General features: G+C 68.1%; 18 protein-coding genes. 8 read left to right on the top strand and 10 right to left on the bottom strand.

Annotation, left to right across the window (positions count from 1 at the left end):
- Positions 1 to 2 precede the first annotated feature (2 nt).
- The 7 genes from uca to urtA are packed head-to-tail and all read right to left on the bottom strand — an operon-like array spanning position 3 to position 9,261.
- Entirely contained in the window at positions 3 to 3,662 is a 3,660-nt protein-coding gene (uca, locus tag IG75_RS0114850) for an urea carboxylase (protein WP_245713162.1), read from the bottom strand.
- Positions 3,663 to 3,712: 50 nt separating this feature from the next.
- On the bottom strand, positions 3,713 to 4,414 hold the full coding sequence (locus IG75_RS0114845; RefSeq protein WP_030521854.1) for a GntR family transcriptional regulator: 702 nt from the start codon (positions 4,412 to 4,414) through the stop codon (positions 3,713 to 3,715).
- Positions 4,415 to 4,424: 10 nt separating this feature from the next.
- Positions 4,425 to 5,117 carry an urea ABC transporter ATP-binding subunit UrtE gene (urtE, locus tag IG75_RS0114840; RefSeq protein ID WP_030521853.1) on the bottom strand — a complete coding sequence of 231 codons (693 nt, stop codon included), beginning with the start codon at positions 5,115 to 5,117 and terminating at the stop codon, positions 4,425 to 4,427.
- A gap of 5 nt (positions 5,118 to 5,122) precedes the next feature.
- Positions 5,123 to 5,932: an urea ABC transporter ATP-binding protein UrtD gene (gene urtD / locus IG75_RS0114835; RefSeq protein WP_030521852.1), complete on the bottom strand. Its 810-nt coding sequence runs from the start codon at positions 5,930 to 5,932 to the stop codon at positions 5,123 to 5,125.
- Positions 5,929 to 7,047 (bottom strand): urea ABC transporter permease subunit UrtC, encoded by a 1,119-nt coding sequence (gene urtC / locus IG75_RS0114830; protein ID WP_030521851.1) that lies wholly within the window; start codon positions 7,045 to 7,047, stop codon positions 5,929 to 5,931. The genes urtD and urtC overlap by 4 nt, the downstream gene beginning before the upstream one ends.
- Positions 7,044 to 7,931, bottom strand: a complete 888-nt coding sequence (gene urtB, locus IG75_RS0114825) for an urea ABC transporter permease subunit UrtB (protein WP_030521850.1) — start codon at positions 7,929 to 7,931, stop codon at positions 7,044 to 7,046. The genes urtC and urtB overlap by 4 nt, the downstream gene beginning before the upstream one ends.
- A 4-nt stretch (positions 7,932 to 7,935) precedes the next feature.
- Positions 7,936 to 9,261 (bottom strand): urea ABC transporter substrate-binding protein, encoded by a 1,326-nt coding sequence (gene urtA, locus IG75_RS0114820; protein WP_081876876.1) that lies wholly within the window; start codon positions 9,259 to 9,261, stop codon positions 7,936 to 7,938.
- A gap of 233 nt (positions 9,262 to 9,494) precedes the next feature.
- Here urtA and IG75_RS0114815 point away from each other — a divergent pair, with 233 nt between their 5' ends.
- On the top strand, positions 9,495 to 10,100 hold the full coding sequence (locus tag IG75_RS0114815; protein ID WP_030521848.1) for a ClpP family protease: 606 nt from the start codon (positions 9,495 to 9,497) through the stop codon (positions 10,098 to 10,100).
- Between the two features lie 40 nt (positions 10,101 to 10,140).
- On the top strand, positions 10,141 to 10,746 hold the full coding sequence (locus tag IG75_RS0114810; protein ID WP_030521847.1) for a ClpP family protease: 606 nt from the start codon (positions 10,141 to 10,143) through the stop codon (positions 10,744 to 10,746).
- 41 nt (positions 10,747 to 10,787) lie between these two features.
- Here IG75_RS0114810 and IG75_RS0114805 read toward each other — a convergent pair whose 3' ends face one another.
- Positions 10,788 to 11,159 (bottom strand): helix-turn-helix domain-containing protein, encoded by a 372-nt coding sequence (locus IG75_RS0114805; RefSeq protein ID WP_030521846.1) that lies wholly within the window; start codon positions 11,157 to 11,159, stop codon positions 10,788 to 10,790.
- A 134-nt stretch (positions 11,160 to 11,293) separates the two neighbouring features.
- A complete protein-coding gene (locus tag IG75_RS0114800) occupies positions 11,294 to 11,623 on the bottom strand; it encodes a hypothetical protein (RefSeq protein WP_030521845.1) in 330 nt (109 codons plus the stop codon).
- 366 nt (positions 11,624 to 11,989) lie between these two features.
- Between IG75_RS0114800 and IG75_RS0114795 the strand changes: the two genes are divergently transcribed.
- The 4 genes from IG75_RS0114795 to IG75_RS0114780 all read left to right on the top strand — a co-directional run bounded on the left by IG75_RS0114795 (position 11,990) and on the right by IG75_RS0114780 (position 16,298).
- Positions 11,990 to 12,193, top strand: a complete 204-nt coding sequence (locus IG75_RS0114795) for a cold-shock protein (RefSeq protein WP_030521844.1) — start codon at positions 11,990 to 11,992, stop codon at positions 12,191 to 12,193.
- 609 nt (positions 12,194 to 12,802) lie between these two features.
- On the top strand, positions 12,803 to 14,401 hold the full coding sequence (gene serA, locus IG75_RS0114790) for a phosphoglycerate dehydrogenase (RefSeq protein WP_030521843.1): 1,599 nt from the start codon (positions 12,803 to 12,805) through the stop codon (positions 14,399 to 14,401).
- A 182-nt stretch (positions 14,402 to 14,583) separates the two neighbouring features.
- Positions 14,584 to 15,591: a 3-isopropylmalate dehydrogenase gene (locus IG75_RS0114785; protein ID WP_030521842.1), complete on the top strand. Its 1,008-nt coding sequence runs from the start codon at positions 14,584 to 14,586 to the stop codon at positions 15,589 to 15,591.
- A 104-nt stretch (positions 15,592 to 15,695) separates the two neighbouring features.
- Positions 15,696 to 16,298 carry a Uma2 family endonuclease gene (locus tag IG75_RS0114780; RefSeq protein ID WP_030521841.1) on the top strand — a complete coding sequence of 201 codons (603 nt, stop codon included), beginning with the start codon at positions 15,696 to 15,698 and terminating at the stop codon, positions 16,296 to 16,298.
- Positions 16,299 to 16,458: 160 nt separating this feature from the next.
- Here the strand turns inward: IG75_RS0114780 and IG75_RS0114775 are convergent, their stop codons facing one another.
- The gene (locus IG75_RS0114775; protein ID WP_030521840.1) at positions 16,459 to 17,676 is read right to left on the bottom strand and encodes an MFS transporter; all 1,218 of its coding nucleotides are present in this window, start codon (positions 17,674 to 17,676) and stop codon (positions 16,459 to 16,461) included.
- A gap of 186 nt (positions 17,677 to 17,862) precedes the next feature.
- On the opposite strand from IG75_RS0114775, the gene IG75_RS0114770 reads away from it, so the two are divergent.
- On the top strand, positions 17,863 to 18,624 hold the full coding sequence (locus tag IG75_RS0114770) for a fumarylacetoacetate hydrolase family protein (protein ID WP_030521839.1): 762 nt from the start codon (positions 17,863 to 17,865) through the stop codon (positions 18,622 to 18,624).
- A 13-nt stretch (positions 18,625 to 18,637) separates the two neighbouring features.
- Positions 18,638 to 20,113 (top strand): glutamate--tRNA ligase, encoded by a 1,476-nt coding sequence (gene gltX / locus IG75_RS0114765; RefSeq protein ID WP_030521838.1) that lies wholly within the window; start codon positions 18,638 to 18,640, stop codon positions 20,111 to 20,113.
- Positions 20,114 to 20,163: the final 50 nt, after the last annotated feature.

The following is a 20,163-nucleotide window of genomic DNA, read 5'->3' as shown; positions in this document are numbered from 1 at the left end:
GGTCATGCCGCTCCTTCGGTGTCGATGGCGACCAGCGGTGCGCCGGTAGTGACTTGGTCGCCGGCCGCGACGGTGATCGTGTGCACGGTGCCGGAGACCTCGGCGACCACCGGCAGCTCCATCTTCATGGCTTCCAATACGAGCAGGGTGGTGCCGGCCTCGACGTGCTCGCCCGCGGCGACCTCGACCCGCCAGACATTGGCCATCATGGGCGCCGCCACGATATGGGCGCCCGCGGGCAGGTCGAGTTCCTCGGCGGGTTCGGGCTCGGCGGCGGGATCGGCCCGGTCGTTCAGTTCGCCACTGGCCTCCCAGCGCTGCCTTTCGGCGGTGAACGCGGCCTGCCGGTGTTCCTCGGTGGCGGCGATCTCGGTCGCGTTGTCCCGCAGGAACTCCAGATGGTCGGCCATGGCGAATTCACCGACGCTCGTGCGCATCTCGTAACGGCCCGCCGCCATATCGGCGCGCAGGTCCAGCAGTTCCGCGGCCGCGACCGGATACCAGCTGATCCGGTCGAAGAACCGGAAAAGCCACGGCTTCCCGGACTCGAAGGGCGCCCGCTGGCGGTAACCGGACCAGATCGGGACGGTGCGGCCGACGAGCTGGTAGCCGCCGGGGGATTCCATCCCGTAGACGCAGAGGTACTTGCCGCCGATGCCGACCGCGTCGGACGGGGTCCAGGTGCGGGCGGGGTTGTATTTGGTGGTCACCAGGCGGTGGCGGGGATCGAGCGGGACGGCCAGCGGCGCGCCGAGGTAGACATCGCCGAGACCGAGCACCATGTACTGGGCGGCGAAGACGATATCGCGCACCTCGTCGATACCGTCCAGCCCGTTGATCCGGCGGATGAACTCGATATTGGACGGCAACCAGGGAGCTTCGGCGCGGACACCGCGACCGTAGCGTTCGATGGCCTGCCCGATGGTGGGGTCGTCGAACGACAGCGGCAGTTCGATATGCCGGCTCGGCACCCGCAGCGCGGCGGTATCGGGGATATCGTCCTCGAGCTCACCGAGCAGCCGGATCACGGTGCGCTGATCGATGACATCGGGGTCGAAGTGCAGGTGCAGGGAGCGCACTCCTGGGGTGATATCGATCAGGCCGGGGATGGACGCCTGTTCGAGGCGTTCGCTCAGGGCGTGTACGCGCATCCGCAGACCCAGATCGAGTTCCCTCGGGCCGTACTCGATCAGCACATTGTCGTCGCCACCGCGCAGGTATTTCACCTCTGGGGTGCCGCTTCCGGCGTCGCGGCGGCCCAGGACGCCGTTGTCCCGCTCCCGGGACCCGAGGAGTTCGGGGGTGGGACGGCCACGGCCGCGCAGGGCCGATGCGGAGCGGAACGCACCGGTGCGGTCGTCGGCGACCGGTACGAAACGCACCCGGTCACCGGGGCGCATCTGGCCGAGTTTCCAGCGGTGCGCGGAGATCACGGTGAGCGGGCAGGCGAAACCGCCCAGGCTGGGACCGTCGGGGCCGAGCAGGATCGGGGTGTCGCCGGAGAGATTGAGCGCGCCGACGCTGTACGGGCAGTCGTGCAGGTTCGAGGGGTGCAGGCCGGCGTCGCCGCCGTCGGTACGCGACCAGGTCGGTTTCGGGCCGGCCAGGCGCAGACCGGTGCGGTTGGCGTGGGCCTGCACCTGCCAGGTGGCGTCGTAGAACCGGTCGATATCGGCGGGGGTGAAGTAGTCGGGTGCGGGCTGGGGCCCCTCGCCGACACCGACATACCAGGTGTGACCGAATTCGGGGCGTTCGCCCGCCGGGATGGGCGTGGGCTCCAGCAGGCCGCCCGCGTCCGGTTTGAGGCCGAGGATATCGCCGGTGGCGACGGCGCGGCCGGTGATACCGCCGAACCCGCCGAGGGTGAAGGTCGCGGCGCTGCCGTGATAGTCGGGGGCGAGGATGCCGCCGCGGACGGCGAGATAGGTGCGCAAGCCGGTGTCGTGGGGCGCGCCGATATCGAGGACCGAACCGGCGGGGACGGTGACCGGCTCCCACATGGGGACCGGCCGATCGTCCACGGTCACGGGGGCGTCGGCCCCGGTCACACAGATCACGGTGGTGTCGGTGCAGCGGATCCGCGGACCCAGCAGCGTGGCCTCCAGGCCGTTCTCGCCCAGCGAGTTCCCGACGGCGTGGTTGGCGAGCTGGAAGGACAGATCGTCGAAGGCGCCCGACGGCGGGATACCGACGCTCCAGAGTCCCAGGCGGCCGGGAAAGTCCTGGATGGTGGTGGAGACACCGGCACGCAGGATCTCCAGGCGGGGACGGATGGTGGCCAGACTGCCGAGGGTCGCGGTGGTGTGCCGGGCGTCGAGCATGGGGGAACTGGTGGCGGCGGCGCGCAGCTGGGGCAGGTTGGTGGTGATACCGAACATACGGGTCTCGTCGAGCGCGGCGCGCAGGCGGTGCAGGGCCTCGGGCCGGCTCTCCCCGGAGGTGATGATCTTGGCGATCAGCGGGTCGTAGTAGGGGCTGATCTCGGTACCGGTGTCGACCCAGGTCTCCACCCGGGCCGCCGCGGTGGGGGTCTCGACGCCGGTGAGGGTGCCCGCGCCGGGACGGTAATCGTTACCGGGGTCCTCGGCATAGACGCGGGCCTCCACCGCGTATCCGGTGATCGGCGGGCCGGAATCGGGGATCTCGTCGAGGAACGCGGAATCGCCACCGGCCAGGCGCAGCATCCACTCGACGAGGTCCACGCCGGTGACGGCCTCGGTGACCGGATGCTCCACCTGCAACCGCGTGTTCACCTCGAGGAACGCGGCCTCTCCGCGGTCGACGTCGTAGATGAACTCGACCGTCCCGGCGGAACGATAACCGACGTCACCGAGCAGTTTCCGGCTCGATTCGAGGAGTTGCTCGCTCACGGTGTAGGGGAGCCCGGGGGCGGGCGCCTCCTCGATGACCTTCTGGTTGCGCCGCTGCAGACTGCAGTCGCGGGTGCCCAGGGATACGGCGCGACCGCGGCCGTCGCCGAAGATCTGCACCTCCACGTGGCGCGCCCGGGCGACGAACCGCTCCAGATACACCGCGGAGGAACCGAAGTTGTTCTGCGCCAGTCGGATCACCCGCTGGTAGGCGTCGGTGAGTTCGCCGGGTCCCGCGCATGCGGCCATTCCGATACCGCCGCCGCCTCCGGCCGCCTTGAGCATCACCGGGTAGCCGATCCGCTCGGCCTCCGCGAGCGCTTCGTCGAGCCCGGTGAGCAGACCGCTCCCCGCGACCAGCGGAACACCCGCCGCCGCGGCGGCCCGGCGGGCACTGTGTTTGTCCCCGAAGAGTCGCAGATGCTCGGCGGCCGGCCCGACGAACGCGATACCCGCGGCCTCCACCTCCGCCGCGAAATCCGCGTTCTCGGAGAGGAATCCGTAGCCGGGGTGGACGGCGGTGGCGCCGGTGGACAGCGCCGCCTCGATCACCGCGTCCGCGCGCAGATACGACTCGGCGGCCGGGGCCGGGCCGAGCCGGACCGCGCGATCGGCCATCCGCACATGCCGCGAACCCTCGTCGGCATCGGAGAACACCGCGACCGTTTCGATGCCCAGCCGCCGGGCGGTACGCAGGATGCGACAGGCGATCTCACCGCGGTTGGCGACCAGCAGGCATTCGGGCAGCGGCGTATGCAGCGGTGTATACAACTGCGGGGCGGTCTCGGTCACGGTCGATCCTCTCGGCGTGGACAGTGCGGCTACCGGAGTAGCCGGGAATTTCAGGTCTTGGTCGCGCGGGCCATGCGGGTCAGCTGGAGCACCTGACCGGCGCGGTCGGCCACCACGCGGCGGGACTGGTCGATATGGGCGAGGAGCTGCTCGCGGGCGCCGGTGAGATCACGGTCGAGGACGGCCTCGCCGATGGCGATGTGTTCCTCGATGGTCGCGAGCATGCGGTCGGGGGTCAGGTAGTCGAACATCCGGACGGGGCGAATCCGGGCGTTCACCGTTTTCAGGGCGTCGGTGAGGGCGTGGTTGCCGGAGGAGTCGAGCAGGACGGTGTGGAACTGCTCGTCGGCGGCCACGAAACCGGCGTCCGGGTCCGGGGGCGTGGTGCGGAAGGCCCGCCAGCGGTCGATCTCGGGTCCGAGGACGGCCCGGTCGTGGCCGAGCTCCGGATCGTCGAGGACGCGGGCGATGCCCTGGACCTCCAGGGTGATCCGCAGCTCGTAGTAGTCGCCCAGGGTGTCCAGGCGCGGCCGGTAGGGGAACAGTCCGGCGTCGTGGCGTTCCACCAGACCGTCGGCCTGCAACCGGGCCAGCGCCTCGCGGACCGGGGTCCGCGAGACACCGTAGCGTTCGGCCAGCCGCTCCTCGCCGAGCCGCTCCTCCGGGCCCAGCGCACCGGACATGAGTTCGTCGCGCAGCGACTTGTACACAGCGTCGCTGCGTGATTCGCGTTTACCTCGTGGTTCCGTCACGACGCGCAGCCTAAAGAGTCATGGCGGCGCGAACGGTTTCCACCGCCCCGGCACCGCCCTCCCCGGTCGAGGTGACCCGGCCGCTCTCCATCACGTAGTACCGGCTCGCGGCCCGCAGCGCGAAACCGATGTGCTGTTCCACCAGCAGCACCCCGAGCCCGCCGCGGGTCACCAGTTCGGTGATGGTGTTCTCGATCTCGGCGACCACCGACGGCTGGATGCCCTCGGTGGGTTCGTCGAGGATGAGCATGCGCGGTTCGGTGATCAGTGCCCGCGCGATCGCCAGCTGCTGGCGCTGCCCGCCGGAGAGCAGCCCGGCCCGGCGGTCGAGCAGTTCCTTCAGCGCGGGGAACAGATCCAGCTGTTCGTCGATCAGTGCCCGGCCGCGTTTGCGGCCGTCGGCCACCACCCGCAAGTTTTCGGCGGTGGTGAGGTGGCCGAAGCACTGCTGCCCCTGCGGGACATAGGCCAACCCGCGCTTGACCCGGGCGCTGGGCCGCAGCCCGGTGATATCGGACCCGTCGAAACGGATGGTGCCGCGGTGGGTGCGCACCAGGCCGACCGCCGCGCGCAGCAGGGTGGTTTTCCCGGCACCGTTGTGGCCCATGATCGCGGCCACGCCGTCGGCCGGGACCTCGATACCGGCCCCGTGCACCACCTCGGTGCGGCCGTAACCGGCGTGGACATCGACGAGTTCCAGCATCGCGGTCACCCTTCGTTCTCGTCGGCGGCCGCCGCGGTCCCCAGATACGCCTCCTGTACGGCCGGATCCGCCTGTACCTCGGCCACCGTTCCCTCGGCGAGGACCGCGCCGCGGGCCAGCACCGTCACCGAGGTGGCGAAACTGCGCATGAAGTCCATATCGTGTTCGACCACCACGACCGTGCGTTCACCGCCGATGCGGCGCAACAGGTTCCCGGTCTCTTCCCGCTCCTCCTGGCTCATCCCGGCGACCGGTTCGTCAAGCAGCAGCACCGAGGCGTCCTGGACGAGCAGCATGCCGATCTCGAGCCACTGTTTCTGGCCGTGGGCCAGCGTCCCGGCGGGTTTGTCGCGCAGCGCGGTGAGTCCGATGGTCTCCAGGGCTTGTTCGATCGAATCGGAGACCGCGGCCGGCCGGCGCCGCAGCATGGTCCACAGCGATCGTCCCGCGCCCGCGGCGATATCGAGGTTCTGCAGTACCGACAGTTCCTCGAACACGCTCGCGGTCTGGAAGGTGCGGCCCACACCCAGCCGGGCGATCTGGTGGACTTTCTTGCCCAGCAGTTCGACCCCGGATTTCTGCACCGAACCGGTCGCCGGGACCAAGCCGGTGATCGCATCGATCATGGTCGTCTTCCCGGCGCCGTTGGGGCCGATGAGGAACCGCAGATCACCCTGGAAGAGGGTCAGGTCCACATTCGACACGGCCTTGAACCCGTCGAATTCGACACTCAGCCCGCGCACCTCGAGGTAGTCGCTGTGCATACCGGCGTTACCGCCGGTCACCGGGGCTTTCACGGTGGTTGCCTCGGTCATGACGACACTCCTACCGGGGTAGCGGGTGTGGGGTCCGGCGTCCGGGTGGGCGGCGGATCCTCTTTCTCGCCGGTACGGCGTTGCCGCCGCAGCAGGGTCACCAGGCCCGCCAGACCGGCCGGGAAGAAACCGACCACGACGATGAACAGGACGCCCTGCGCGTACACCCAGCCGGAGGGGAAGTTCTCCGACAGGCCGGTCTGTGCCCAGGCCACCGCGATCGCGCCGAGCACCGGGCCGAGCAGGGTGGTGCGTCCGCCGATGGCGACACCGGTCAGGAACGCGATGGAGGGCACGATCCCGATATCGGCGGGGGAGATGATCCCGACGATCGGCACGAACAGCGCGCCGGCGATACCGGCGAACAGCGCCGCCACCGCATAGGCGACCACCTTCACATTGGCCGGGTCGTAGCCGAGGAAGCGCACGCGCTCCTCCTGATCGCGCACCGCGACCAGCAGTTCGCCGTACCGGCTGTACATCAGCTGCCGGGTCGCCGCGACGATCACCAGCAGGGTGGCGGCCGCGATGAAGAACAGCAGCCGCCGGTTCACCGGATCGTTGAGGGCCAGCCCGAAGAAACTGCGGAACCGGTTGAGGCCGTTACTACCGCCGGTGGACTGCTGACCCACCAGCAGGATGGCGAAGGCCGCGGCCAGCGCCTGCGACAGGATCGCGAAATAGGCGCCCTTGACCTTGCGTTTGAACACGCCCAGCCCGAGCAGCACCGCCACCAGCGGCGGCACGATCACAATCCCCAGAATCGTCAGGACCGGCGACGCGAACGGGACCCAATAGCCGGGCAGTTCACGAATACCGGCGATCTGCATGAAGTCCGGGACCTCGTCCCCGCGCAACTGGGCGTCGGAGATCTTGAGATGCATTGCCATGATGTAGGCGCCGAGGCCGAAGAACACACCCTGCCCGAGGGTGAGCATGCCGCCCCGGCCCCACGCCAATCCGATACCCACCGCGACGATGCCGAAGCACAGGAACTTGCCGAGCAGGTTGAGCCGGAAGTCCGAGAGCACCGCGGGCGCCACCGCGAACAGCAGTACGGCGGCGATCGCGAAGCCCGAATAGACCTTCCAGCGGGTGGTCAGGAATTCCCTCATACCAGACTCCTCGACCGGATCGTGAACAGTCCTTGCGGGCGGACCTGCAGGAAGACCACGATGACGACGAATACGATCACCTTCGCGACCGAGGCCGTGGTGCTGTATTCGATGAACGAGTTCAACAGTCCGAGCGCCACCGCGGCCAGCACCGCGCCGCGGATCTGCCCGAGCCCGCCGATGACGACCACCAGGAAGGCGTCCACCAGATAGGTGGTGCCGGTATTGGAACTGGTGGAGCCGATCAGGGTCAGCGCCACACCCGCCACCCCGGCCAGCCCGGACCCGATGAAGAACGTCGTGATATCGGTGCCGCGGCTGGAGATCCCGCTGGTTTCGGCGAGATCCCGATGCTGCACCACGGCCCGGATGCGCCGGCCCATCGCGGTGTACTTCATCGTCACCGCGACAGCCGTCACGCACAGCACCGCGAGCAGCATGATGAAGATCCGCGTCTTGGGCACCACCGCGCCCAGGATCTCCACCCCGCCACCGAGCCATTCCGGAGTCACCACGCGGACCGCGGGCGCGCCGAAGATGTCCCGGGCCGCCTGCTGCAGGATCAAACCGACGCCGAAGGTCACCAGCAGGGTGTCCAGTGGTCTGTCGTACATCCGCTTGATCAGCGTCACCTCGAGGGCGACACCCATGAGACCGCCGACTCCGAATCCGATGAGCAGCGAGACGATCAGCGAGACCTCGGCGTTGGCGACCAGGTACTCCTGCACCGTGTAGGCGGTGTAGGAGCCGGCCATGATGAACGCGCCGTGGGCCATATTGATCACGCCCATCTGACCGAAGGTCAGCGACAGCCCCAGGGCCGCCAGCAGCAGGATGGAACCCAGGCTCAAGCCGGTGAACAGCTGCCCGACCAGTGCTTCCACGAGATCAGCCCCCGAGTCCCTCGGCCCACGAGTAGCCCGCCAGGTACGGATCCGGCTCGACGGCCGCGCCGGAATCCCACACGCTGTAGATCAGGCCGTCGGGGCGGATCTCGCCGATCCGGGCGGTTTTGGTGATGTGGTTGTTCTCGCCGTCGATGGTCACCAGCCCCTCGGGCCCTTCGAACGTGACCCCGCCCGCGGCCTGCTGCACATCGGGGACCGCGAAGGACTGCGCCTTCTCCACGGTGTTCTTCCACAGGTACACCGAGACGTAGGCGGCCTCCATGGGATCGGAGGTCGGCTTGTTCGCGCCGTATTTCGCCTTGTACGCCTTGACGAACGCGGTGTTCTGCGGGTTGTCGACGGTTTGGTAGTAGTTCCAGGCGGTCAGCTGGCCGGCGATGTTCTGCACCCCGATACCGCCGACCTCCTCCTCGGCGATGGACACCGAGACCACCGGCATATCCTGCGCGGTCAGGCCGACGTTCTTGTACTCGCGGAAGAACGCGACATTGGAGTCGCCGTTGAGGGTGTTGAACACGGCGTCGGCGTCGGCCGAGCGGACCTTGTTGACGATGGTGGAGAAATCGGTGGAGCCCAGCGGGGTGTAGTCCTCGCCCTTGATCTCGATACCGTTGGCCTCGGCGTAGGCCTTGATGATGCGGTTGGCGGTCTGCGGGAAGACGTAGTCGCTACCGACCAGGTAGAGCGATTTCACGCCGCGGCCCTTCAGATAGTCCAGGGCGGGCACGATCTGCTGGTTGGTGGTGGCGCCGGTGTAGAAGATGTTCTCCGACGATTCCAGGCCCTCGTACTGGACCGGGTAGTACAGCAGCGCGTTGCGGTCCTCGAACACCGGCAGCATGGCCTTGCGGCTCGACGAGGTCCAGCCGCCGAATACCGCGGCCACGCAGTCGCTGCTGATCAGCTTCTCCGCTTTCTCCGCGAACACCGTGGGCTCGGAGGCGCCGTCCTCGCCGACCAGCTGGATCTGCTTACCCAGTACGCCGCCGGCGGCATTGATCTCGTCGACGGCGAGCCTGATCGAATCCCGCACGGTGACCTCGGAGATCGCCATGGTCCCCGACAGCGAGTTCAGTGAGCCGACCTTGATATCCGGGCCCGCGGTGTCGACACAGGAGGTCGCGCTCGCGCCGGCCTGATCGGAGGCGGAGCTACCGCAGGCGGTGACCGCCAGCGCGGTCGCGCATACCGCGGCCGGCAGCGCGAGGAAATTCCGTGCGCGCCGGCGCTGCCGACGGTTGTGGGTGCCGCGGGATACCGCACCTTTCCTGGGTTGTCCGGGTGCTTCGGTTCTGGCTGCATTCATGACCGTTCGGCCTCCACTCAGGAAAGGTCAGCCCGCTGACTTGCTTGTATTCGGCGTTGTATACAGCGACGTATACGAGGAATTACGGTAGGGAGGCTGTGTTTCGCCCACGTATCGCAGCGTGAAGCTCGAGTATCGATCGGCCGATGGTCCCGGGCAGCGCTGCTGAGAGCAGATCTGCCGACAGCAGCGTGGCCTCCCGCTCACCCGTCCGCTCCGGCAGCGTGGTGACCATGGCTCACGACGATAAATCCCCGCTGTTCGGCTGGCGTGCCCGCGAACAACTCCTGGCCCGTCGCATCCTGGTCCTCGACGGCCCGCTCGACGACGACAACGGCACCCTGCTGGCGACCCAGCTGCTCACCCTCGCCGCCGAAGACGGCGACGCCGGTATCTCGCTGTGGATCCATTCGCCCGGCGGGTCGGTGCCGGCGATGCTGGCCATCCGCGACGTCATGCGGTTGATACCGAGCCCGGTATCCACCCTCGCCCTCGGATTGGCCTGCAGCGCCGGCCAGTTCCTGCTCTCCTCGGGGACTCCGGGTAAACGTTTCGCGCTGCCGCACGCCCGGGTCCTCATGCACCAGGGGTCGGCCGGTATCGGGGGGTCCGCGGTGGACGTGGAGGTGCAGGCCGACGATCTGCGCTACACGGTGGAAACCGTGCTCGGCCTGATCTCCGCGGACACCGGGCAGCCCTACGAACGGGTCTACGAGGATTCCCTGCACGACCGCTGGTTCAGCGCGACCCAGGCGAAGGAATACGGCTTCATCGACCATATCGTCGGCGATTTCGCGCAGGTCGTCCCGCAGCGCCAACGGGTCGGGATCTCCGCGTGAGCGGATCCCACGAAAGCCGCACCGAAGACAGGGAGACCCGATGAGCACCTACACGATCCCCAATGTGATAGCCCAGCATCCGAGGGGCGAGCGGATCACCGATATCTATTCGCATCTACTCGCCGAACGCATCGTCTACCTCGGCACCCCCATCGATTCCGGGGTCGCCAACGCGCTCATCGCGCAGCTGCTGCACCTGGAATCGGAGAGTCCCGGCCAGGAGATCGACTTCTACATCAACTGTGAAGGCGGCGATCTGTCGTCGATGCTCGCGGTGTACGACACCATCCAGCACATCGGCGCCCCGGTACACACCACCTGCGTCGGTCAGGCCATCGCGGTCGGCGCCGTGCTGCTCGCCGGGGGCGCCCCCGGCCACCGGGCAATGCTCCCGCACGCCCGGGTGGTGCTGCACCAGCCCGCTGCCCGCGGCCAGGGGGCCATCCCCGACCTCATCCTGCAAGCCGACGAACTCGTGCGGATGCGGGCGGAGATCGAAACGATCCTGTCCCGGCACACCGGGCGGACCCCGGAGCAACTGCGGCACGATACCGACCGCGACCGGGTGTTCACCGCGGCGGCAGCGGTCGAATACGGGCTGGTCGATTCAGTGCTGACGCCGCGGAGCCCGGCCCTCGCCCGCTGATCGCGACCGTGCCGGATGCGGCGGGCGCGGACACCGGCCGGTCAGGCCGCCCGGAGCAGCGCTGTCGGCGCGGTGCCCGGGCGACGGGTCGCCACGGGATGGCGCCGGGCCCGGAGTTCGTCGGCCACCTGCTCGGTGAGCGCGCCGAGAGAGGTGCCGAGAGCACCCGCCAGCGCGGCGATCATCTCGCTGGAGGGTTCTTTGCGGCCGCGTTCCACCTCGGAGAGGTACTGCGGCGAAATGCCCGCGCGCTCAGCGGTTTCCGCGAGCGTTTCGCGTTTCTCGTTGCGCAGCATACGGAGTCGTCCGCCGAGGACCTCACGCCACAGCGGCTCGGGCCGGTCCGCGGGCTGCCGGGGCGGCCGCTCGGCGCGTCCACCGGGAATCGCCTGGAGTCTGCGAGGCTCGGTCATGGACAGAGCCTAGAACCCGGGTTCAGCGGCACGGGCGGATTACGCTACGGGCGTACATCCGTGGCCGGCTCGGGTTACCGATGTGTGGAGTCGTGCTCGCGAAGCGGGCCCGCGCACGCGGGCCCGCATAGCGGTCAGCTGCTGCCGAAAAGGCCGCGCAGCAGGTGGCGGGCCCAGCCCGCCGGGTCCTGCCAGCCGCGGTCCCGGTGCCGGTCGTGGTTCCAGTGGTCGTCGCGGTCGCGATCCCAATGGCGGTCACGGTCGCGGTCGCGGTCCCAGTGCCGGTCGCGATCGCGATCACCGTGGCGGTCGCGGTCCACCTGGGTGTAGCCCGGCGCCGGGGCCGCGGGGTCGGCCATCGCGGGCGCCGCGAGGCCGGCCAGCGGGACCAGGGTGATGGCACCCGCGACGGCGAGCCGGGCGGTGGCCCGGCGGGTCGCGGATACTCGGTTCGTGCGGAACACGTCGAATCCTCTCGTGCTGTGTCCTGCGGCACGGCCGGGGGAGCGGCCGGCCGGAAGACGTTGAACCTTCACCTTTGCGTAATGGTCACGAAAGTCACAGACCTTCCGCGGATCCGATCGAGAAATCATCCCCGGGTACTACGGGGAATCCCGGGGTCCTGCTTCGACCGGGCGATGAGCGGGTCATCCGTGCGGCGGACCGCCCCGTCGGAACGTGACGCCGGTCTCCTGGGCACCGCGTTCTTCCTCACGATGGAAAATTTTCGAACTGGAGGAACTTTCCCGAACGTGGCATCGTTGTCAGAGAGATCAGGCGGATCGACCGTGGTCCGTCTGGCTCGCAACAGAAAGTATGAAGTAAGTAACATGGCTCAAGGCAGCGTGAAGTGGTTCAACAGCGAGAAGGGCTTCGGCTTTATCGCGCAAGACGGGGGCGGACCTGACGTCTTCGTGCATTACTCGGCAGTGTCGGGAAGCGGTTTCCGTACCCTCGAAGAGGGTCAGCGCGTGGAGTTCGAGATCGGGCAGGGCCAGAAGGGTCCGCAGGCTCAGGACGTCCGCGCCATCTGAGTGGTGTGACGAAGCAGCAAGGCCCCGTACCGCGAGGTACGGGGCCTTGCTCCGTTTCCGGGGTGCGCAGCTCGGGTCTCGACGGAAAGCCGACCGCCGGGTATGTAATTCCCTGTCGGCCCGGTACGAGTAGGTCCGGGTTCGCCGGTCGGCGTTTTGGTGGTCGGCCGATACAAGCCGAACCGAAAATTGCCGAGTAAGCGCCCGAGGTCGCCCGGTGTGAAAATCCGGCAATTCGAATCGGCCGGTCCGAGGACCGGAATTCGGACTGCGCGGACTTTCGGCGCACGCCGCTCCCGAACGGTTTTTCTCCGCTCCCGATCCGGTCCGGCGGATTTCGAAACTCGTCTTCCGGCCGAGCCGGGTACACGCGGCGGTTTCCGTCTCCATGGCGGCCGCCCCGCGGTCCGGGCCGGATATGCCCGCACGGGTGCGGACACGACTTCCGCCCGGGTGAGCGGCGATCCGGGGCGTGATTCGGCCCACCCGGCCGGCCGGGTCCGTGCAGGTCGGCCGAGACCGAGAGCAGGGGGCGGGACATGGCCGGATCGGTCCGAACTAAGCTTGGCCCCGTCAACTGGCCGTCCCCACATCCAGGAGTACCCCACTGTGAGCCAAGCAGGCCGTCCTGTAGTTCTGATCGCCGACAAGCTCGCCCAGTCGACCGTCGATGCGCTCGGTGACGGTGTCGAGGTCCGCTGGGTCGACGGCCCCGATAGGCCCGCGCTGCTGGCCGCGGTGCCCGAGGCCGATGCGCTGCTCGTCCGCTCCGCGACCACCGTCGACGCCGAAGTCCTCGAAGCCGGTAAGAACCTGCAGATCGTCGCGCGGGCCGGCGTCGGCCTGGACAATGTCGATGTCCCCGCCGCCACCGAACGCGGCGTGATGGTCGTCAACGCGCCCACTTCCAATATCCACACGGCCGCCGAGCACGCCGTCACCCTGCTGTTGAGCGCGGCCCGCCAGATCCCGGCCGCCGACGCCACCCTGCGCGCGCACACCTGGAAGCGCAGCAGCTTCAACGGCGTGGAGATCTTCGACAAAACCGTCGGTGTGATCGGTCTGGGCCGGATCGGGCAGCTGTTCGCGGCGCGCCTCGCCGCCTTCGAGACCAAGATCGTCGCCTACGACCCCTACGTCTCCCCGGCGCGCGCCGCCCAGCTCGGTATCGAACTGCTGAGTCTCGACGAGGTGCTCGAACGGGCCGACCTCATCTCCGTCCACCTGCCGAAGACCCCGGAGACCAAGGGCCTGCTCGGCAAGGACGCCCTCGCCAAGACCAAGAAGGGCGTCATCATCGTCAACGCCGCGCGCGGCGGCCTGGTGGACGAGGCCGCGCTCGCCGAGGCGATCACCTCCGGACATGTCCGGGCCGCCGGTATCGACGTCTACGAGACCGAGCCCTGCACCGACAGCCCGCTGTTCGCACTGCCCCAGGTCGTGGTGACCCCGCACCTGGGCGCCTCCACCAGCGAGGCACAGGACCGGGCCGGCACCGATGTCGCCAAGTCGGTGCTGCTGGCCCTGGCCGGTGAGTTCGTGCCGGGCGCGGTCAATGTCACCGGCGGCACCGTCGGCGACGATGTCGCCCCCTGGCTGGACCTGGTGCGCAAGCAGGGCGCCCTGCTCGGTGCGCTCGCCGACGAACTGCCGGTGAGCCTCGAGGTGCAGGTGCGCGGTGAACTGGCCGCCTCCGAGGTGGAGGTGCTGCAGCTCGCGGCGCTGCGCGGGGTGTTCTCCGCCCATGTCGACGATCAGGTCACCTTCGTCAACGCTCCGGCGCTGGCCGAGGCCCGCGGGATCAGCGCCGAGGTGACCACCGCGACCGAAAGTCCCAGCCACCGCAGCCTGGTGGATCTGCGCGCGGTGTTCGGCGACGGCCGCACCATCAATGTCGCGGGTGCGCTGACCGAACCGCAGCAGGTCGAAAAGATCGTCAACATCAACGGCCGCAACTACGATATGCGCGCCGAGGGCATCAACCTGGCCGTCCTCAACTACGAGGACAAGCCGGGCGCGCTGGGCAAGGTCGGCACCGCGCTGGGCGCCGCCGAAGTCGATATTCTCGCCGCGCAGCTCACCCAGGACGCCAACAAAGAAGGCGCCACCGTCGTGCTGCGGGTCAACAAGGAGGTGCCCGAAGCGGTGCGTTCCGAGATCGCCGCCGCGGTCGGTGCCGCCAAGGTCGCCCTGGTCGACCTGTTCTGAGCTGTTCCGTGCACGCTGCCGCCCGGGCCGGTGGGCGGCGTGCGCCGACGGGTACGCACCCGCCCCGGGCCACGCGGTCCGGGGCGGGCCGTACCCGGCCACCGTCCCGGTGACAGACCAACCCGGCCCGGCAGCCGCGTCCCGCCCTGTTCGCGGCCTCGTTCGTAGAAAGCGTGGTTGTCATGAAACTCGCCGTGATCCCCGGTGACGGTATCGGACCGGAAGTCGTCACCGAGGCGCTCAAAGTGCTCGATGTGGTGCTGCCCGGGGTCGAACGGACCCACTACGACCTGGGCGCCAAGCGCTACCACGCCACCGGGGAGATCCTGCCCGAATCGGTGCTGCCGGAACTGAAACAGCACGACGCGATCCTGCTCGGCGCCATCGGCGACCCGTCGGTGCCCAGCGGCATCCTGGAACGCGGTCTGCTGCTGCGCACCCGTTTCGCCCTCGATCACCACGTGAACCTGCGCCCCTCCAAGCTGTACCCGGGCGTCGGCAGCCCGCTGGCGGGTACCCCGGATATCGACTTCGTGGTGGTCCGGGAAGGTACCGAGGGCCCGTACACCGGCACCGGGGGCGCGATCCGGGTGGATACGCCGCACGAGGTCGCCACCGAGGTCAGCACCAACACCCGGTTCGGCGTCGAACGCGTGGTCCGCTACGCCTTCGCCAAGGCGCAGGCCCGGCGCAAGCATCTCACCCTGGTGCACAAGACGAATGTGCTCGCCTTCGCCGGTTCGCTGTGGCAGCGCACGGTGGACGAGGTCGGTGCGGAGTTCGGTGATGTCGAGGTGGCCTACCAGCACATCGACGCCGCCACCATCCATATGGTCAACGATCCGGGCCGCTTCGACGTGATCGTCACCGACAACCTGTTCGGCGATATCATCACCGACCTCGCCGCCGCCGTCAGCGGCGGTATCGGCCTGGCCGCCAGCGGCAATATCGACGCCACCGGCACCAACCCGAGCATGTTCGAACCGGTGCACGGCAGCGCCCCCGATATCGCCGGCCAGTCCAAGGCCGACCCGACCGCGGCCATCCTCTCGGTCTCGCTGCTGCTCGAGCACAAGGGCGAGACCGCTGCCGCCGCCCGTGTCCAGGACGCGGTCGCCAAGGATCTGTCCGGCCGCACCGGCACCGCGTCCACCACCGAGATCGGCGATCGGATCGCTGCCGCCCTCTGACCCGACGGCCCGGATTTTCGTGCACGAAATCGGGTTGCGTGTCCGATACCATCGGGGATACCTGGGCGTATCCCCGATGGACGGCCCGAGCACTTGGAGGCAGCATGACCGCGTGGCACGCCACCAGTGATGTCGGCTTCGGCCCGTACACGGTGCTGGATCTCTACGATCTGCCGGAGGACGGCAAGGGTTTCGAACTCGAAGACGGGTGGTTGGTCGAGGTGGCAGCGGGGGCGCGGCACAACTTCATCGGGTGGTCGCTGGCCGGCCGAATCCGGACAGCCGCAGAACGCGCCGATGTATTCGTCTGTGACGGCGGCGAGTGGGAGGTCAGCACGCCGTCGGGTGTCCGTAAGCCCGATGTGTTCGTCGTCCCGAAAGCAGTGGCGCGAGCCGCGATTGTCGATGAATCGCCGAAACTGATCCCGGGTACCGACATCCTGCTGGCCGTCGAGGTGGTGTCACCGGGTAGCGGCAGCGAGCGCACCGACCGAGTGCGCAAGGTGCATGAGTACGCGGCGTTGGGAATTGCGGAGTACTGGATCGTCGAACATCAGCCGCATATACGGATTCATCGAGGCACTCTCGACGGTGCCTCCTATCGGTGGGACCCGCCGGTTGCGGAAGGTGCCGAGTTCATCTCCGATATCGAGGCCGACACGAGGATTCGCGTGGCGCTCGATCCGGCGGTACTCATCGAGATCTGACGGCGTCATCCGCTCGTCCGGCCCGGCCACCGGATGAGCCACCGGCACGACAATCCGTGTGGTGGCCGCCTCGGCTGTGCTCATCCGGACCTGACCGAGTATCCGTGCGGCAGCCGGTACGGCCGAGGGAGTTGTCGGCGGTAACGGATCCGGCTCCCGGTTACTCCATAGGCTTTTCCGACGCCACCGGGACCAGCGGGATCGCCACGGCCGCCAAGGCCGCTGCCGCGAGGTAGACCGCCGGGAAACCGGTGGCGGTGATGAGCGCGCCGAATACTGGGGGCACCGCGGCGACGGTCAGGTTCTGGCCGGTGTTCTGGATGCCCAGCCCGCGACCGCTCCAGAACGGCCCGGCGCGTTCGGCGATGGCGGTGAAGGCCAGGCCGTTGTCGGAGACCGTGACCACCGAGGCGACGACGAGCAGCGGGACGGCGGCCCACCACCAGTGCGTCCAGGAGGTCAGCGCCAGCAGGGCCATGGTGGCGACCGCGGCGATCGCGACCTGGCGCAGTGGGCCCATCCGGCTGCCGACCCGGTCCGACCAGGCGCCGGCGCCGATCCGGCCCAGCGCGCCCAGGATCTGGGTGCCGGTAACCAGTGCGCCGGCCGCCGCCAGCGACCAGCCGAGGTCGCGGTGCAGCCACAGCAGGGCGAAGGTCCAGACGGTGGCCTGGGGGACGACCAGCAGGATCGATACACCGTGGATACGCCATAGTGTGCTGCTGCCCCGGTAGGGATTGGCGCCGGTCTCCTGGGCTCGTGGCGGCCGGGGTGGGTCGATGATGCCCAGCAGGCAGCACACGGCGGCCAGTCCGGCCAATAGCGCGGGCACGCTGAGCGCGGGCGCGACGCCGAAGCGGTCGGCGACCAGGGGCACGGACATCGCCGCGATTCCGACGCCCAGCGGCTGACCGGTCTGCCGGATTCCCATGGCCAGGCCGCGGCGGTCGGGCGGGAACCAGCCGACGATCACCCGGCCGCTGGCACCGTTGGTGCTGGCGGCGCCTATCCCGCCGAGGAACAGCAGGACCCCGAGGGCGGGGTAGCTGGTGGTGAAGGCGGCGGCCGCACCGGCCGCGCACATGATCACCGGCCCGGCGACCAGGGCGATCCGTTCGCCGACCCGGTCGACCAGATAACCCCAGGCGATGAGGGCGCAGCACAGGCCGACGGTGGGCATGGCCACCAGCAGGCCGGCGGTGGGCAACGGCATGCCCCCGGCGGTCAGCGCGGGGAGCAGGAACGGCACCCCGTGCACGAAGATCGCGCTGGACACCTGGGCGAAGACCCCGAAGGCGAGCATGAGCCAACGGTGGGCGGGGGAGATCTGCCTGCCGGACGCGGCGATCGGGAGGGCCGCCGAAGGACTGTGCGCCATGGTTCCCCATCTCGGAACGAGAGCATCTCAATATATGAGAGGAAATTCTCAGCCTTTGAACGTATGAGGGTCACGGTACACCTCCGGGCCCCGGATCCCGCAAGTAGTGGCACGGTTCTCACCATCGGGCGGACCGACCGGTCGGGCGCATTCGGGCTGGTGAACCCGGCTGGATAGACTTCGGTCATGCGTCTAGGTCGAGTTGCCAGCCCCGACGGGGTCGCGTTCGTCGCCATCGAAGGCGAAACCGCCAAGGAAATCGCCGAACACCCGTTCGGTACCCCGACGTTCACCGGCCGCAGCTGGCCGCTGGCCGATATCCGTCTGCTCGCTCCGATCCTGGCCAGCAAGGTGATCTGTGTCGGCAAGAACTACGCGTCCCATGCTGCCGAGATGGGCGGTGAGGCGCCGGCCGAACCGGTGATCTTCATGAAACCGAATACGTCCATCATCGGCCCCGATATCCCGATCATCGTGCCGCCCAGTTCGTCCCGCGTCGACTACGAGGGCGAACTCGCCGTGGTCATCGGCCGGCCCTGCAAGGACGTTCCCGCGGCCCGGGCCAAGGACGTCATCCTGGGCTACACCGTCGCCAACGATGTGACCGCCCGCGACCAGCAGGCCCAGGACGGCCAGTGGACCCGGGCCAAGGGCTACGACACCTTCTGCCCGCTGGGGCCGTGGATCGAAACCGAACTCGATCCGGCGGATCTCGAGATCACCACCGAACTCGACGGTGAAGTACGTCAACGCAGTACCACATCGCTACTGCTGCATGATATTCCGGATATCATCGAATGGGTCACCCGCGTGATGACCCTGCTCCCCGGTGACGTGATCCTCACCGGAACTCCCGAGGGTGTCGGCCCGATGAAAGACGGACAAACGGTGTCGGTCACCGTCTCCGGTATCGGCACGCTGACCAATCCCGTTGCCGCAAAACGCTGAACGAAAGAGGGACATGACAAACGTACGGGTCCGTTTCTGCCCGTCACCCACCGGGACACCGCATGTCGGGCTCATCCGCACGGCGCTGTTCAACTGGGCCTATGCCCGCCATCAGGGCGGCACGTTCGTCTTCCGTATCGAAGACACCGATGCCGCACGGGATTCCGAAGAGTCCTATCAGGCGCTGTTGGACGCGTTGCGCTGGCTCGGACTCGATTGGGACGAAGGTCCGGAAATCGGCGGGCCCTATGCGCCCTACCGGCAGTCGCAGCGGCGCGAAATCCACCGCGACGTGGTGCAAAAACTCCTCGACGCCGGCGAGGCGTACGAATCCTTTTCCACGCCAGAAGAAGTCGAGGCGCGCCACCGGGCGGCCGGGCGTGATCCGAAACTCGGCTACGATAATTTCGACCGCGACCTCACGGCCGAGCAGATCGCCGAATACAAGGCCGCCGGCCGGGGCGCGGTGGTCCGGCTGCGTATGCCCGATACCGACCTCACCTGGCACGATCTGGTACGCGGAGAAACCACTTTCAAAGCGGGTTCGGTGCCGGATTACGCACTCACCCGTGGCACCGGCGATCCGCTCTATACGCTGGTCAACCCGGTCGACGACGCCACCATGCGGATAACCCACGTCCTGCGCGGCGAAGACCTCCTCTCCTCCACGCCGCGCCAGCTCGCGCTCTATGCCGCACTGCAGCGCATCGGGGTCACCGATTTCACTCCCGAATTCGGCCATCTGCCGTTCGTGATGGGGCAGGGGAACAAGAAGCTGTCCAAGCGCGACCCGGAGTCCGACCTCTTCCTCCACCGCGATCGGGGATTCATTCCCGAGGGGCTCCTCAATTACCTCGCGCTCCTCGGCTGGAGCATCGCCGACGACCACGATGTCTTCTCCATGAACGAGATGGTCGCGGCCTTCGACATATCGAAAGTGAATTCGAACCCGGCCCGCTTCGACCAGAAGAAGGCCGATGCGATCAATGCCGAGCACATCCGTTTGCTGGAGCCGGCCGATTTTGCCGGACGGTTGCGCACCTTTTTCACGGACCGCGGATATATCGGTGCCGGAGTAGACGAGAAGGTTTTTGCCGCCGCCGCCGATCTGGTGCAGACCCGCATTGTCGTGCTCGATGACGCATGGGGTCTGTTGCGATTCCTCTTCGCGCCTTCCGACGAGTTCGGTATCGACCCCGCCGCGGGCAAGAAGAATTTGGGTCCGGACGCGATTCCGGTATTGGACGCCGCAATTTCCGCACTCGAACCGCTGACCGCCTGGACCGCTTCCGAGATCGAGGACGCGCTGAAAGTCGCGCTCATCGACGGAATGGAATTGAAACCGCGGAAAGCGTTCGCGCCGGTGCGGGTATCGGTCACCGGATCACATATCAGTCCGCCGCTGTACGAATCCATGGAACTGCTGGGCCGCGAGCTCACCATGCAGCGACTGCGCGCGGGCCGCGAATGGACGCCGCCGGCCGAGTGAGCGCCGGTGTGACGGCGCCGTCCCCGCGCCACCGGGGACGGCGTCCGTCC

The organism is Nocardia rhamnosiphila NBRC 108938 (assembly GCF_000720425.1).
Classification (GTDB): domain Bacteria; phylum Actinomycetota; class Actinomycetes; order Mycobacteriales; family Mycobacteriaceae; genus Nocardia; species Nocardia rhamnosiphila.
This window is presented reverse-complemented; position numbering and strand designations above follow the sequence as displayed.